Source organism: Caulobacter segnis, from assembly GCF_019931575.1.
In the GTDB taxonomy this organism is placed as follows: Bacteria; Pseudomonadota; Alphaproteobacteria; order Caulobacterales; family Caulobacteraceae; genus Caulobacter; species Caulobacter segnis_C.
In genome coordinates, this window is sequence record NZ_CP082923.1 from 5,099,969 (window position 1) to 5,113,680 (window position 13,712).

At 68.2% G+C, this 13,712-nt stretch carries 12 protein-coding genes; 4 read left to right on the top strand and 8 right to left on the bottom strand.

Translation table 11 applies throughout. From position 1 onward, the window contains the following. Nucleotides 1-5 precede the first annotated feature (5 nt). From K8940_RS23445 to xth, 3 genes are all read left to right on the top strand, one after another. Nucleotides 6-2,483: an FtsK/SpoIIIE family DNA translocase gene (locus K8940_RS23445; protein WP_223392434.1), complete on the top strand. Its 2,478-nt coding sequence runs from the start codon at nucleotides 6-8 to the stop codon at nucleotides 2,481-2,483. Nucleotides 2,484-2,658: 175 nt separating this feature from the next. Then, a complete protein-coding gene (locus K8940_RS23450) occupies nucleotides 2,659-3,312 on the top strand; it encodes an outer-membrane lipoprotein carrier protein LolA (RefSeq protein ID WP_223392435.1) in 654 nt (217 codons plus the stop codon). 241 nt (nucleotides 3,313-3,553) lie between these two features. After that, nucleotides 3,554-4,360: an exodeoxyribonuclease III gene (gene xth, locus K8940_RS23455; RefSeq protein ID WP_223392436.1), complete on the top strand. Its 807-nt coding sequence runs from the start codon at nucleotides 3,554-3,556 to the stop codon at nucleotides 4,358-4,360. Here xth and K8940_RS23460 read toward each other — a convergent pair. Next, entirely contained in the window at nucleotides 4,357-5,223 is an 867-nt protein-coding gene (locus tag K8940_RS23460) for an SDR family oxidoreductase (protein WP_223392437.1), read from the bottom strand. The two genes, xth and K8940_RS23460, sit on opposite strands and share 4 nt — an antisense overlap. A 90-nt stretch (nucleotides 5,224-5,313) precedes the next feature. Between K8940_RS23460 and K8940_RS23465 the strand changes: the two genes are divergently transcribed. Next, on the top strand, nucleotides 5,314-6,171 hold the full coding sequence (locus K8940_RS23465) for a helix-turn-helix transcriptional regulator (protein WP_223392438.1): 858 nt from the start codon (nucleotides 5,314-5,316) through the stop codon (nucleotides 6,169-6,171). On the opposite strand, the gene K8940_RS23470 is transcribed toward K8940_RS23465, so the two are convergent. The 7 genes from K8940_RS23470 to K8940_RS23500 all read right to left on the bottom strand — a co-directional run bounded on the left by K8940_RS23470 (nucleotide 6,168) and on the right by K8940_RS23500 (nucleotide 13,505). After that, the gene (locus K8940_RS23470) at nucleotides 6,168-7,979 is read right to left on the bottom strand and encodes a methyl-accepting chemotaxis protein (protein WP_223392439.1); all 1,812 of its coding nucleotides are present in this window, start codon (nucleotides 7,977-7,979) and stop codon (nucleotides 6,168-6,170) included. The two genes, K8940_RS23465 and K8940_RS23470, sit on opposite strands and share 4 nt — an antisense overlap. Nucleotides 7,980-8,017: 38 nt before the next feature. Continuing rightward, on the bottom strand, nucleotides 8,018-9,469 hold the full coding sequence (locus K8940_RS23475; RefSeq protein ID WP_223392440.1) for an OprO/OprP family phosphate-selective porin: 1,452 nt from the start codon (nucleotides 9,467-9,469) through the stop codon (nucleotides 8,018-8,020). 335 nt (nucleotides 9,470-9,804) lie between these two features. Further along, entirely contained in the window at nucleotides 9,805-10,515 is a 711-nt protein-coding gene (dnaQ, locus tag K8940_RS23480) for a DNA polymerase III subunit epsilon (protein ID WP_223392441.1), read from the bottom strand. Nucleotides 10,516-10,546: 31 nt separating this feature from the next. Next, nucleotides 10,547-11,146 carry a dephospho-CoA kinase gene (gene coaE, locus K8940_RS23485; RefSeq protein ID WP_223392442.1) on the bottom strand — a complete coding sequence of 200 codons (600 nt, stop codon included), beginning with the start codon at nucleotides 11,144-11,146 and terminating at the stop codon, nucleotides 10,547-10,549. A gap of 3 nt (nucleotides 11,147-11,149) precedes the next feature. Beyond that, nucleotides 11,150-12,007 carry a shikimate dehydrogenase gene (locus K8940_RS23490; protein ID WP_223392443.1) on the bottom strand — a complete coding sequence of 286 codons (858 nt, stop codon included), beginning with the start codon at nucleotides 12,005-12,007 and terminating at the stop codon, nucleotides 11,150-11,152. Next, nucleotides 12,004-12,603: a Maf family protein gene (locus K8940_RS23495; protein ID WP_223392444.1), complete on the bottom strand. Its 600-nt coding sequence runs from the start codon at nucleotides 12,601-12,603 to the stop codon at nucleotides 12,004-12,006. Before K8940_RS23495 ends, K8940_RS23490 begins: the two co-directional genes overlap by 4 nt. Further along, nucleotides 12,600-13,505 carry a pyruvate, water dikinase regulatory protein gene (locus tag K8940_RS23500; RefSeq protein ID WP_223392445.1) on the bottom strand — a complete coding sequence of 302 codons (906 nt, stop codon included), beginning with the start codon at nucleotides 13,503-13,505 and terminating at the stop codon, nucleotides 12,600-12,602. Before K8940_RS23500 ends, K8940_RS23495 begins: the two co-directional genes overlap by 4 nt. Nucleotides 13,506-13,712 lie beyond the last annotated feature (207 nt).

Here is a 13,712-nt window from a genome sequence, read left to right on the forward strand (position 1 = left end):
CGAAGTTGAGTTCGGAGACTTTCATGGCGCGAGCCGCGCGGCGATCCACGACGGAGCTCCTGTGGGACGCGATCCGTTACGGCTGGGTCCAGCCCTGGACGGCCCGGTTCCGGGGCGGGGTCGTCACCGTGATCGGGGCGGGCCTGTTGCTGGCCATCGCCACCTACAACGCCACCGATCCCAGCCTGAACGCAGCCACCGGCGATCCGGCCCGCAACGCCCTGGGCGGTCCGGGCGCGGCGATCGCCGACCTGCTGATGCAGTCCGTGGGCCTGGCGGCCTGGGGGGTGGCCTTGCTGATGCTGGTGTTCGGCGTCACCCGCGCGGCCCAGGCCGACCCGGACGCCGAGCGCAAGGACCTGCGCCTGCGCGCCATCGTCGGCGTGCTGGGCCTGCTGGCGCTGGCGGCCACCCTGGCGGCCCCGCCGCCGCCGGCCATCTGGCAGTTGGAGAAGGGCCTGGGCGGCTTCTGGGGCGACTCCCTGCTGCACATGGTCGCCAGCATCCTGCGTTTCGCCCACATTCCCGGCGCGACCCTCGTCGCCGCCCTGCTGTTCGCCGTCGCCGCCATCTTCGCCCTGGGCTTCGCCATCGGCGTGCGCGAGGTCGACCCGGACGCGATCCAGAACGCCGTCAACAACGCCCTGCAGCCGCGCGCGCGCGTCGCGCCGGAACCCGTCGCGGCCGCCAAGCCCGCCCGCGCCAAGAAGGAAAAGGCGGAAGCTCCGCCCAAGCGCGAACGCCGCCTGCCCCCGATCGACGACGAGGAGGACGCGATCGTCGCCGCGCCGACCGCCGTGACCGCGCCCGAACGCGCCTACACGCCCCCGCCCACCGACGACGCCTATGACGAGGAGGACGCGTTCGAGGACACGCTGGACGCCCGTCCGATGGCCATCGCCAAGCCCAAGGCCCCGCCCAGGGAGTCGGGCCGCGAGCAGCGCGAGCAGCAGAAGGCCTTCGATTTCGAAGAGAACGGCGGCTTCCAGCTGCCGGAACTGGCCATGCTGGCCAAGTCCAAGCCGCGCTCGTCGGAAGTCGACGCCGGCGCCCTGCGCCAGAACGCCCGCCTGCTGGAAAGCGTGCTGGCCGAGTTCGGCGTCAAGGGCCAGATCGACCAGATCCGGCCCGGCCCCGTGGTCACCATGTACGAGTTGGTGCCCGCCCCCGGCGTCAAGACCGCCCGCGTCGTGGCCCTGGCCGACGACATCGCCCGCTCGATGAGCGTGATCTCGTGCCGCGTCGCGGTCGCCCAAGGCCGTAACGCCATCGGCATCGAGATGCCCAACCAGCGTCGCGAGACCGTGTACCTGCGCGACCTGCTCAGCAGCGCCGACTACGAGAAGGCCAGCCAGATCCTGCCCATGGCCCTGGGCGAGACCATCGGCGGCGAACCCTACATCGCCGACCTGGCCAAGATGCCCCACCTGCTGATCGCCGGCACCACCGGCTCGGGCAAGTCGGTCGGCGTCAACGCCATGATCCTGTCGATCCTGTACAAGCTGCCCCCCGAGAAGTGCCGCTTCATCATGGTCGATCCCAAGATGCTGGAACTGTCGGTCTATGACGGCATCCCGCACCTGCTGGCCCCCGTCGTGACCGATCCGAAGAAGGCCGTCGTGGCCCTGAAGTGGACCGTCCGCGAGATGGAGGACCGCTATCGCCGCATGTCCAAGATCGGCGTGCGCAACATCGGCGGCTACAACGAGAAGGCCAACGAAGCGCTGGAGAAGGGCGAGCACTTCGAGCGCACCGTCCAGACCGGCTTCGACGACGCCGGCCGCCCGATCTACGAGACCGAGCAGATCCGCCCCGAGGCCATGCCCTATCTGGTCGTGGTCATCGACGAGGTCGCCGACCTGATGATGGTGGCCGGCAAGGACATCGAAGGCGCCGTGCAGCGCCTGGCCCAGATGGCCCGCGCCGCCGGCATCCACCTGATCATGGCCACCCAGCGCCCGTCGGTCGACGTCATCACCGGCACCATCAAGGCCAACTTCCCGACCCGGATCAGCTTCCAGGTCACCAGCAAGATCGACGCCCGCACCATCCTGGGCGAGCAGGGCGCCGAGCAGCTGCTGGGCCAGGGCGACATGCTCTACATGGCCGGCGGCGGCCGCATCACCCGTCTGCACGGCCCGTTCGTGTCGGACGGCGAGGTCGAGGCCGTGGCCAAGTTCCTGCGCGACCAGGGCATCCCGCAGTACCTGGAGGAGGTCACCGCCGGCGGCGACGAGGAGCAGGAAGAGGCCATCGAGGGCGCCTTCGCCGGCGAGGGCGGGGCCAACGACCTCTACGACCACGCCGTGGCCGTGGTCACCCGCGACCGCAAGGCCTCGACCAGCTATATCCAGCGCCGCCTGCAGATCGGCTACAACCGCGCCGCCTCGCTGATGGAGCGGATGGAGAAGGAGGGCGTGGTCGGCGCCGCCAACCACGCCGGCAAGCGCGAGATCCTGGCCCCGCCCCCGCCGCCGCTGTAGCGGACGCCGCCGGATTGACACGCTTTGTCGTGAAAAGTCCGGCAACCTTCACTTTGGGCGTAGCGTTCCCCACGTCCCAGCCCTGGGGCCAACCTGAACGACGCTTCATCGGAGCGCCGGAAAATGGCCTCGCGGCGGCCTTCGCGGCGGCCAGGGTTGGCGTTAAGGAGTTCGCATGACCAATCGCCGTTTCCTTCTCGCGGCCGGCCTGGCCGCCGCCATCGCCCAAGGGGCCTTCGCTTCGGGGGCCCTCGCCCAGACCGCGCCGGTCCCCGCCAAGCTGTCCGCCGAGCAGCAGGCGCTGCTGAACAAGGCGACCGCCTATATCCAGGGCTTGTCCTCGGCCAAGGGCCGGTTCGTGCAGACCGACGCGCGGGGGACCCAGACCCAGGGGACCTTCTATCTGCAGCGCCCCGGCAAGGCGCGGTTCGCCTATGATCCGCCAGCCGGCCTGCTGGTCGTCAGCAACGGCAACAACGTCAACATCTTCGACAGCCGGCTGAAGACCTACGAGAGCTATCCGCTCAGCAAGACGCCGCTGAACCTGCTGCTGGCCCGCGAGGTCCGGCTGGATCGCGGCGTGGTCATCACCGACATCCGCCCGCTGGCCGACGGCTTCACGATCGTGGCCCAGGACGCCAAGCGCCAGGCTCTGGGCAAGATCTCGCTGGATTTCTCGAACGGCCCCGTCGCCCTGATGGGCTGGACGGTCACCGACATCAAGGGCGGTCAGATCCGCGTGCGCCTCAGCGACTTCGCCGAAACCGCTGGCTTGGACCCGAAGCTGTTCGTGCTGACCGACCCGCGCCGGAAGGTCGGTCGACCGTAGCCGGGCCAAATGTGACATTACCACAACAGGCAAGAATCAACCGACTTCGGGGTTGACTAAAAGTTTGGACGTGGCATATTTAACACGCATGGCGATGAGCGACCGACCCGCTCTTCGCGAACCGTGCCGGATCCTATCCCCTCCCGGCGGCGGCATGAGAGACTAGACTTTCGCCCCCGGACGCTAAGGCGTCCGGGGCGTTTTTCTTTCCGGTCTCCCAAAACCGCGATAGAGCGGAGCCATGCGCCTCCGTATCGCCACCTGGAACGTCAATTCCGTCCGCCTCCGCGCCGAACAGGCCGCCCGCTTCGTCGACGAGCAGGCGCCCGACGTCCTGTGCATGCAGGAGATCAAGTGCCAGGAGGGCGAATTCCCGCGCGAGGCCTTCGAGGCCATGGGCCTGCCGCACCTGAAGATCGCCGGCCAGAAGGGCTGGCACGGGGTGGCCATCGCCTCGCGCCTGCCAATCGAGGACGTCCCGACCCTGATGAACTGCCGCGAGGGCCATGCCCGCTGCGTGGCGGTCAAGGTGGCCGGGGTCGAGATCCAGAACTTCTACATCCCGGCCGGCGGCGACCTGCCCGACCGCGCGGCCAATCCGAAGTTCGACCACAAGCTGGACTTCTACGAGACCCTGACCGCCGCCCTGAAGAAGCGCGATCCCAAGGCCCCGCTGATCGTCACCGGCGACCTGAACATCGCTCCCGGCGAGAACGATGTCTGGAGCCACCGCCAGATGCTGAAGGTGGTCAGCCACACCCCGGCCGAGCTCGAGGCCTTCGAGACCATGATCCGGTCGATGGACCTGCTGGACCTGCCGCGTCTGGCCACGCCCGAGCCCGAGAAGCTGTTTTCCTGGTGGAGCTACCGCGCCGCCGACTTCCGCAAGTCCAATCGCGGCCTGCGCCTGGACCACATCCTGGCCAGCCCCGGCCTGCGCGACGCCGCGCTCGTGGACGGCAAGGCCGCCTCGCGCGTCCACGACGACGTCCGCGAATGGGAACGCCCCAGCGACCACGCGCCGGTGACGGCGGACCTGAAGGTCTAGAAGTACCCCGCGTTCTCCAGGTCCTCGGCCAAGCTCGGCCCGGTCGGGGTCCAGCCCAGGGTTTCGCGCGTCCAGGCGGCCGAGGTCGCCGCGTCCATGCCGGCGAACATGGCGAACCAGCCGAAGTGCTCGGCCGGCCGGCTCTCGACTGGCAGGCCCAGGCCCTTGCCGATCGCGGCGGCGATCATCTTCATCGGCACCGCTTCCTCGGCGACAGCGTGATAGCGCTCGCCGCCCGCGCCGCGTTCGATGGCCAGGCGGTAGAGGCGGGCGGCGTCGCCGCGATGCACCGCCGACCACCTGTTGTCCCCCTCGCCGATATAGGCCGCGGCGCCCTTTTCGCGCGCCAGGTCGATCAGCATCGGCACGAAGCCGTGATCGCCTGCGCCGTGGGTGGTCGGCGCCAGGCGGACGACCGAGGCGCGGACATCCTTGGCGACCAGAGCGTCGGCCGAGGGTTCGGAGATCCGCGGCGAATGCCCGCCGGGCCGGTCTTCCTCGGTGGCCATCCGGCCGGAGGCCAGCATGGCCGTGCCCGAGGTCACCAGGATCGGCTTGGTCGTACCTTCCAGCGCCGCCCCCAGAACCCCGATCGCCCGGCCGTCCTGTTGGGCGTTCTCGGCGAACCTCGAGAAGTCGTGGTTGAAGGCGGTGTGGATGACGCCATCGCAGGCTGACGCGCTTCGCGTCAGGACGTCGTGGTCGTCGAGCGTGCCGAACACGGCCTCCGCGCCAGCCGCCTCGAGCTGGGCCAGGCCAGCCTCCGACCGCGACAAGCCCAGCACTTCGTGGCCATGGGCCAGCAATTCCTGGACGACAGCCGAGCCGACGAAGCCTGCGGCGCCGGTGACGAAAACACGCATGGGACTGATCTCCGATTTCACGAAGCCACGGTGCGCGCTATGTTGATCCTGTTAAAGTAGTGACCTTATACGGGTATAAGATCTACCAGGATGAACGCTCCCGTCCCGACCGAGAACCGCCTCTCCGCTGAAAACAGATTGGGCGCCTATCTGCGCGACCGGCGGGCCCGGTTGGACGCCGCAGCCCTGGGCTTTTCCGGCCCGCGCCGCCGCACGCCCGGCCTGCGGCGCGAAGAGGTCGCCCAACGGGCCCATATCAGCGCCACCTGGTACACCTGGCTGGAGCAGGGGCGCGGCGGCGCGGCTTCCGCCGACGTGCTGGACCGCATCGCCCGCGCCCTGATGCTGACCGAGGTCGAGCGCGAGCACCTGTTCCTGCTGGGCCTGGGTCGTCCGCCGGAGCCGCGCTATCGCGAGGCCGAGGGCGTCTCGCCCCGGCTGCAAAGGGTGCTGGACGCGTTGAACCCCAGCCCCGCCATGATCAAGACCCTGACCTGGGACGTCGTCGCCTGGAACAAGGCCGCCACGGTCGTGCTGGCCGACTATGGCGCGGCGCCGCCCGAGGAACGCAACATCCTGCGGCGGATCTTCTGCGACCCCCGCGCCCGCGCGATGAACCCCGAATGGGAGCGCGTGGCGCGGTTCGTGGTCGCGGCGTTCCGCACCGATGTCGCCCGCGCGGGGGCCGGGGCCGAGATCTCGGTCAACGCCCTGGTCGAGGAGCTGCGAGCCCGTAGTCCCGAGTTCGCCGCCTTCTGGGCCGACAACGACGTCCGCTACTACGGCGACGGGATCAAGAACCTGCATCACCCCGTCCTGGGACCGGTCAGCTTCGAGTATTCCGCCTTCGCGGTCGACGGCCGGCCGGACCTGGGCATGATCGTCTACAATCCGGCGACGCCGGAAGACCTGGCCGCCGTGAAATCGCTGCTGGACGATCGCGGCTAGGCCGCACGCGCCTTTTGCGTCGGGTCGCTGACCTTGAACTGGCTCATCAGGCGAGCCAGTTCGTCGGCCTCGGTGGCCAGGCCGTGGCTGGCGGCGGTGGATTCCTCGACCATGGCCGCGTTCTGCTGGGTCACCTGGTCCATCTGGTTGACGGCCACGTTGACCTCCTGCAGGCCGCTGGCCTGTTCCTGGGCCGAAGCGGCGATCTCGCGCACGATCGTGCTGACCTCGAGAACCTGGGCGACGATGCTTTCCAGCGCCTTGCCGGTCTGACCGACCAGGTCCACGCCCACCGTCACCTGGTTGGTCGACAGGTTGATCAGGGACTTGATCTCCTTGGCGGCGTCGGCCGAGCGCTGGGCCAGGGCGCGCACTTCCTGGGCGACGACCGCGAAGCCGCGGCCCGCCTCGCCGGCGCGCGCCGCCTCGACCCCGGCGTTCAGGGCCAGAAGGTTGGTCTGGAAGGCGATCTCGTCGATCACGCCGATGATCTGGGTGATCTGCCGCGAGCTCTGCTCGATCTCGGTCATGGCCACCACGGCCCGCTCGGCGATCTGGCCGCCGTTTTCCGCGTCCGTCTTGGCGCCGCTGACGGCGGTGCGGGCGTGGCCCGCGCCTTCCGCCGTCTTGTTGACGGTGGCCGTGATCTCTTCCAGCGCCGCGGCGGTCTCTTCCAGGCTGGCGGCCTGTTGCTCTGTGCGGCGCGCCAGGTCGTCGGACGCCACCGAGATCTCGCGCGCGCCGCCGCTGATGGTCATGACGGCGTTGCGCACGCCGGAGATGACAGTCTCTAGCTTGGCGATCGAGGCGTTGAAGTCTTCCTTCAGCTGCTCCGACTTGGGGGCCAGGGGCTCGTTGATGCGGTGGGTGAGGTCGCCCGCCGACAGCGCGTGCAGGCCGCGGCCCAGGGCTTCGATCGTCGCCCGATCCTCGGCCGCTTCCCGGGCGCGCCGGGCTTCGGTCGTCGCGCGCTCGGCCTCGCCGGCCTCGCGCATGGCGCCGGTCTCCTTCTCCAGACGGATGGCCTTGAGGCTGTTGTCCTTGAAGGTCTCGAAGGCGCGCGACAGCGAACCCACCTCGTCGGCGCGATCACGGTCGGGGACCTCGACATCGAAGTCGCCATCCGCCAGGCGCAGCATTGACTGGGTCATCCGACCGACGGGCGCGGCGACCAGGGTGGTCAGCTGCCAGCCCATGCCCAGGGCGATGACCAGCAGGCCGACGCCGCCGCCGATCAGCATGGCCACCGACGAGAAGATCGCACGATGCTGGGCGGCTTCGCGGACGCTCATGCGGCCCTGCTCAATCTTGCGGATCAGCGTCACCTTCTTGGTGATGTGGGTCACGCGAGCCTTTTCGCCGGCGGCGATCAGCGTCTCGCGGCCCGCGTCGCGGCGGGTCGGATCCAGCGCGGCCTGGGTCAGCGGCGCGCCATAGGCGTCGAGCCACGTCTTGGCGTCGGCCTTGACGGTCGCCAGGGCCGCCTTCTCTTCGCCGGTCAGGCTGGAGCGCTCGAGGTTGGCGACCGCCTCGTCGAACTGCTGCCAGCCTTCCTTGTACGATCCCATATATTTGGGGCTGCCGGTCAGCAGCACGCCGCGCATCTGCGAGTTGACGCGCAGCATGCCCTTCTCGGCGGTATGGGTCTGGTCGATGATCGACTTGCTCTCATCGTTCAGGCGGATGGCCTTCTGCATGCCCGTGAGCTGAAGAAAGACGCTGAGGATCATCGCGATGGCCGCGCCCAGCAGCAGGCCAAACGACAGCATGATCTTATTGCGGATCGAAATATTCTTCAGGAAGGACATCCAGAAGCTCCAGACCGAAAATATATGGGAAGCAGAGACTAGAATTCGATCTGCATACGGGTCTGCAGCAGCGTCACCTTGGCGTCATTCTCAAGCGCGCCGATCGCGCGATTGTTGATCTTGGCCTTGGTGACATTCGCCATCAGGCGGACGTTGCTGTAGGGGTACCAGTTCAGGCCCGCCGTCAGGCCCTTGTACGTGCCGGCCGTCGCCAGGCCGGTCTGGTTGGCCAGAGCGGTCGCGGTGTTGGCCTTCATGTCGCCGAGGTCGGCGAAGTCGTAGCGCGCGGCCAGCTCATAGGCGCCGCGGCCGCCCTTATCGAGCGGATGCAGAACCTTGATCCGGCTGAATTGACCACCGGCGTTGTAGGGGCGGACCTCGCCGGTCGGGAACCAGCTGGCCATCGCGTAGCCGGTGACGATGTCGAAGTCCTGGCCGCCATTGGCGGCGCTGCGGGTCGTGGCGATGCGGTCGACGCGAATTTTCGCGACCTCGCCCTGCAGCGACAGGTTCTTGCGGGTCCAGGCGCTTTCCAGAGCCAGGGTGGTGTCGCCCTTGCCGACGGCGCCGGTAGACAGCAGCACGCCGCCGGCCGAGTTCTGCGCGCGATAGGCGGTGTTGGCCGCGGCCGAATAGGTGAACGGCGTTTCGCCGCCGATCTCGCGGTAGCGGGCCGAGACGCCCAGGTGGACGGTCTGGGTCGGGGTCATGACCGGCGCCCAGGTGGCCCGAGCCATGGCGCCCGAGCGCTCCTTGGCGTTGTTGACGTTGTAGGCGCCCGCCGAGACGTCGGCCTTGTTGATCGAGTCGCCCTGCAGGGCGGCGCGCAGGGACCAGTTGCGGCCGACATGGGTAGCCTGCGCCGCCAGCACGAAGCCGTTGTCGGTCAGATCGCCGAACGGACCGCGCTCCATGAAGGTGATGGTCTTGATCGAGGTGAGGTTCTCGAGCCCACCGACCTTCTGGTTGCCCACGGTCAGTAGCGTGCCGCTCTTCATGCGGTATTCGATGACCGCGTCGTCCCAGGCCCAGCCCGAACCGTTCGCCGCGCCGCCTTCCAGACGATACGCCCAGGACCCAACCTGACCCTCGGCGCCGAGGAACAGCTGGCGAGCCCGGTATTGGCGGGACTTGTAGGACGCGCCGGTGTTGCGATCGACATTCACATTGACGGCGTCGACCAGCAGGCGGCCGCGGACCTTGAAGGTCGCGCCGCTGGTCTCGGTGAACCGGGGCGAGTTCTCCCACTTGATCTGGGTCGCGACGGCCGGCGCGGCCTTGGCGGTCGGCGCCGTGGCGATCGGAGTCGTGGCGATCGGAACGGGCGCATTGGCCTTGGCTTCCAGACTCTGGATCCGTTCCTGCATGACGCGGAGCTGCGCCTTCAGCTCCTCCATGGCCGCGGCGTCGCTCTTGGGCGCTTCCTGAGCCGAGGCCATGCCGGCCATCATGCTGGCGGCGAACAGAGTTATGGGAAATAGTTTGCGCAAGTCGATCGCCCTGTTTTCTGAGAAAACGAGAATTGTTGAGCGAAGTGGATCGGTCTTGCGGATGAATTCGTGATTAATACCTTAGGAAGCGCGACAATATGACCTACTGGACTGATGTCTCCGCAATTTTCTTATTGAAAACTTAAAATCAACCAGAGGTGTCCGTGGTATTCGTCGTAGGCGGAGAAGCACCCTCTAATCAGCTGTAGAAAGGGCGCGCCGCATTGCCGCGCGAGGAAGCGCTCGCCGAGGCTTTCCTTGAACGGTCGCGGCTTATCGAAAGGAAGACATCGCGCGCGGCAGGCCCCTTGGGACGGCGGCGCGTGGATCGCCGGCTAGCCCTCGGCCGCGACGACCCCAAACTTGATCCAGAGCGCCTGGTCCTTGAGGTTCTTGCGCACCCAGGCGGCGTGAACCTCGCGCTCGGCGTCGGTCGACCGGGGAGCCAGGGGGCGCGAGCGGGCGCCGTACGAGCCCTGGATCGCCGCCGAGACCGACAGGGCCTCGACATGGGTCAGTTCCAGGGCGCGTTCCTTGCCGCCCTGCAGTTCCAGATAGACCTCGGCCAAGAGGTGGGAGTCGATCAGCGCCCCGTGCTTGTCACGGCTGTCCAGGCTGATCTTGAAGCGTTTGCACAGCGCGTCGAGCGAGTTGTACATGCCCGGAAAGCGCTTCTTGGCCATGGCCAGGGTGTCGATCCAGCGTTCCTCGAGGATCGGCGCGCGGCCGCACTTCTCCAGCTCGAAATTGACGAACGAGCGGTCGAAGGCGGCGTTGTGGGCGACCACGACGCTGTCGCCGACGAATTCCAGGAACTTGTCGGCGACCTCGTGGAACTTCGGCTTGCCGGTCAGGAAGGCGCTGGACAGGCCGTGAACCTTCTCGGCCTCGGCCGGCATGTCGCGCAGCGGATCGCAATATTCGTGGAACGAGCGGCCGGTCGGCATGAAGTCGACCACCTCGATGCAGCCGATTTCGACCAGACGGTCGCCCGTCTTCGGATCGAAGCCGGTGGTTTCGGTGTCGAGGATGATTTCCCGGGCCATCGCTTTTCAATGGCCCGCTTCGGCGGCGGCTTCAAGCGGAGCCGGGAGTTCTCAACAGAGTCAGAAGGTCGCGGACCTGCTGGCGGGCGTGCTCGATCCCTTGCCCCGTATCGATGACGAAGTCGGCGCGGGCGCGCTTTTCGGCGTCGGGCGTCTGGCGGGCCAGAATGGCCTCGAACTTCTCGGGCGTCATCTCCGGACGGGCCAGGACGCGGGCCCGCTGGACCTCGGCCGGGGCCGAAACGACCACGACCTTGTCGACCTTCTTCTCGCCCTTGGTCTCGAACAGCAGCGGGATGTCCAGCACGACGATCTCGTGGCCCTCGGCCTGGGCCTTCTCGAAGAAGCCGATCCGGTGGGCGCCGACCAGCGGATGGACGATCGCCTCCAGCTTGGCCAGGGCTTCGGAGTTTCCGACCACCTGGGCGCTGAGCCTGGCGCGGTCGATCGCGCCGTTCACCACCACGCCGGGAAAGGCGGCCTCGACCGGGGCGACGGCCGCGCCGCCGGTGGCGTAGAGGGCGTGGACGGCGGCGTCGGAGTCGTAGACCGGCACGCCCTCGGCCTGGAACATGGCCGAGGTCGTCGACTTGCCCATGCCGATCGATCCGGTCAGGCCCAGAACCAGCATGGCTCAGGCCTCGCCCAGCAGCTTCAAGGCCAGGCCGCGCACGTCGACCTCGGGGGAGGGCGGCTGGCCGTAGATCGCCTCGAAGGTCGGGATCGCCTGGCGCAGCAGCATCTCCAGCCCGTCGACCGTGCGGCGGCCGGCGGCCTCGGCCCGGCGCAGGAACTCGGTACGCAGCGGCTTGTAGACCATGTCGACCACCACGGCGTCCTCGGGCGTCAGGTCCAGGCGCGCGGCCGGGCCATCGCCGCCGCCCAGGCCCAGCGAAGTGGCGTTGATGACCAGGCCCGCGTCGATCAGGTGATCGGTCAGGGCGTATTCGGCCACGGCGACCGTGCGCGGACCGAAGGCGGCGACCAGCTCCTGGGCGCGATCCAGGGTGCGGTTGACGATCGCCACCTTGGGCGCGCCGGCCAGCAACAGAGCCGCGACCGCCCCCCGCGCCGCGCCGCCGGCGCCCAGGATCACCACGGGTCGGGCGGTGAGGTCGAAGCCCGGCGCCTGGGCGGCGATCGCGCCCAGCAGGCCGGGACCGTCGGTGTTGTCGGCCCGGATCACGCCGTCTTCCTCGAAGATCAGCAGGTTGGCCGCGCCGGCCATGCGCGCCAGGTCGCTGACCTGGTCAGCGGCGGCCAGGGCCTGTTCCTTGAACGGAATGGTGACGTTGAGCCCGCGCACCGCGCCGCCGCGCAGGCCGTCGACGAAGGTCGCGAAATGGTCGGCCGCCGGGGCGAACGGCACATAGGCCGCGTCGAGGCCCGCCGCCTGGATCCAGGCGTTGTGCAGGATCGGGCTCATCGAGTGCTTGATCGGCTGACCGCAGACGCCGCCGACGATGGCGGCGCCGGAAATCCGGGAACTCATACGGCCAGGGCTCCATGAAGACGCAGGAAGTCGAGCAGGCCGATCAGCGGCAGGCCCAGGATGGTGAAGTAGTCGCCGTCGACCTGGTCGAACAGCTGCACGCCCTCGGCCTCCAGCTCGTAGCAGCCGACCGACCACAGCAGGGCCTCGCCGCGCCGCTCTATATACTGGTCCAGCCAGGCCTCGCTGAACGGGCGGACCGACAGCTTGGCGCTCTCGACGATCCGCCAGATCGGCTGGCCGTCGCGGGCGACGACCACGGCCGAGTGTAGCTTGTGGACCTGGCCCCGCAGCTCCAGCAGGCGCGCGCGGGCTTGCTCCAGCGTATCGACCTTGTCGATCAGCCGACCCTTGAGGTCGAGGGTCTGGTCCGCGCCGATGACCAGGCCGGGTCGCTTGGTCGAGACCTTGACCGCCTTCATCTCGGCCAGGGCGTCGGCGATGTCGCGCGGGGTGACGTCCTCGGCCAGCAGACCAGCCTTGGCCGCCTCCTCGTCGACGCCGGGGCTGATCGCCTCGAAGGCGACGCCGGCGTTCTTCAGGATCATCTGCCGGGCCGAACTCTTCGACGCCAGCGTGACGGGAGTCAGGCTCATCCCAGGACCTCGACCTTGCCGCGGCCGCCTGACAGGAGGTTGATGATCGCCGCCGCCGTCTCCTCGACCGAGCGGCGGGTGATGTCGATGACGGGCCAGTTCATCCGCTCGAACAGGCGGCGGGCGGCGATGATCTCCTGGCGCACGGCGTCGCTGTCGACATAGTCGCTCTCGCGGTTCTCCTTGAGGGAGAGCAGGCGGTTGCGGCGGATCTGGATCAGGCGGTCGGGCGAGGTGATCAGGCCGACGATCAGGGTGTTCTTCAACTCGAACAGATCCTGCGGCGGCGGCCGGCCCGGCACCAGCGGCACATTGGCGGCGCGCACGCCCCGGTGAGCCAGATAGATGCAGGTCGGGGTCTTGGAAGTCCGCGACACGCCGACCAGGATGACGTCGGCCTGGGTCAGGTCCTGGCCGCCCTGGCCGTCGTCGTGGGCGATGGCGTAGTCCAGCGCCTCGATGCGGTCGAAATAGTCGTTGGTCAGGGCGTGCTGGGCGCCGACCCGGGTCGAGATCCGCGCGCCCAGATAGCGCGACATGGCGCTGATCACCGGATCCAGGGCCGCGATGCATGGCATCTCCAGCTTGCGGCAGCCTTCTTCCAGCGCCGCGCGCAGGCCCGGATCGACGATCGTGTGCATCACCACGCCCGGCGCGCCACCGATCTCTTCCAGCGCCCGATCCAACTGCCGGGTGGAACGCACCAGCGCGTAGATGTGTTCGATCGGAAGAATGTCGGTGAAACGGGCGCACACCGCGCGCGCCATGGCGTTCAAGGTTTCGCCCGTGGAGTCCGAAACCAGGTGGATATGGAAGTAGGTGGCGAAGCGCGGCGGCAGCCGTTCCTGCTCACCCTGACCCAGACTCTCCTGTGGATCATCCGTTAACGGTTGCTTAACCACTTGCCTCGCCCCTGGGGACGCCTGGGCGCCGAAAGGCCCTTGAGGCGTCGTGACATGGCGCCGCTGTGATCAACGGTCGCATTGCTCGCGTATCATCCCCAGGCTCGCGCCGCATCCCCCGATAAGTGAATCCCGGCTGTCCAAACCCAGGGACAGAGTCTCGCCAGGGGTCTTTCACCCAATGTCGCGAGTTAAGAATTCATTAAG

Bases quoted from the DNA above. Each gene is read 5' to 3' on its own strand.
- K8940_RS23450 (WP_223392435.1), top strand. From the start codon at position 2,659: ATGACCAATCGCCGTTTCCTTCTCGCGGCCGGCCTGGCCGCCGCCATC.
- xth (WP_223392436.1), top strand. From the start codon at position 3,554: ATGCGCCTCCGTATCGCCACCTGGAACGTCAATTCCGTCCGCCTCCGC.
- K8940_RS23460 (WP_223392437.1), bottom strand. From the start codon at position 5,223: ATGCGTGTTTTCGTCACCGGCGCCGCAGGCTTCGTCGGCTCGGCTGTC.
- K8940_RS23465 (WP_223392438.1), top strand. From the start codon at position 5,314: ATGAACGCTCCCGTCCCGACCGAGAACCGCCTCTCCGCTGAAAACAGA.
- K8940_RS23470 (WP_223392439.1), bottom strand. From the start codon at position 7,979: ATGTCCTTCCTGAAGAATATTTCGATCCGCAATAAGATCATGCTGTCG.
- dnaQ (WP_223392441.1), bottom strand. From the start codon at position 10,515: ATGGCCCGGGAAATCATCCTCGACACCGAAACCACCGGCTTCGATCCG.
- coaE (WP_223392442.1), bottom strand. From the start codon at position 11,146: ATGCTGGTTCTGGGCCTGACCGGATCGATCGGCATGGGCAAGTCGACG.
- K8940_RS23490 (WP_223392443.1), bottom strand. From the start codon at position 12,007: ATGAGTTCCCGGATTTCCGGCGCCGCCATCGTCGGCGGCGTCTGCGGT.
- K8940_RS23495 (WP_223392444.1), bottom strand. From the start codon at position 12,603: ATGAGCCTGACTCCCGTCACGCTGGCGTCGAAGAGTTCGGCCCGGCAG.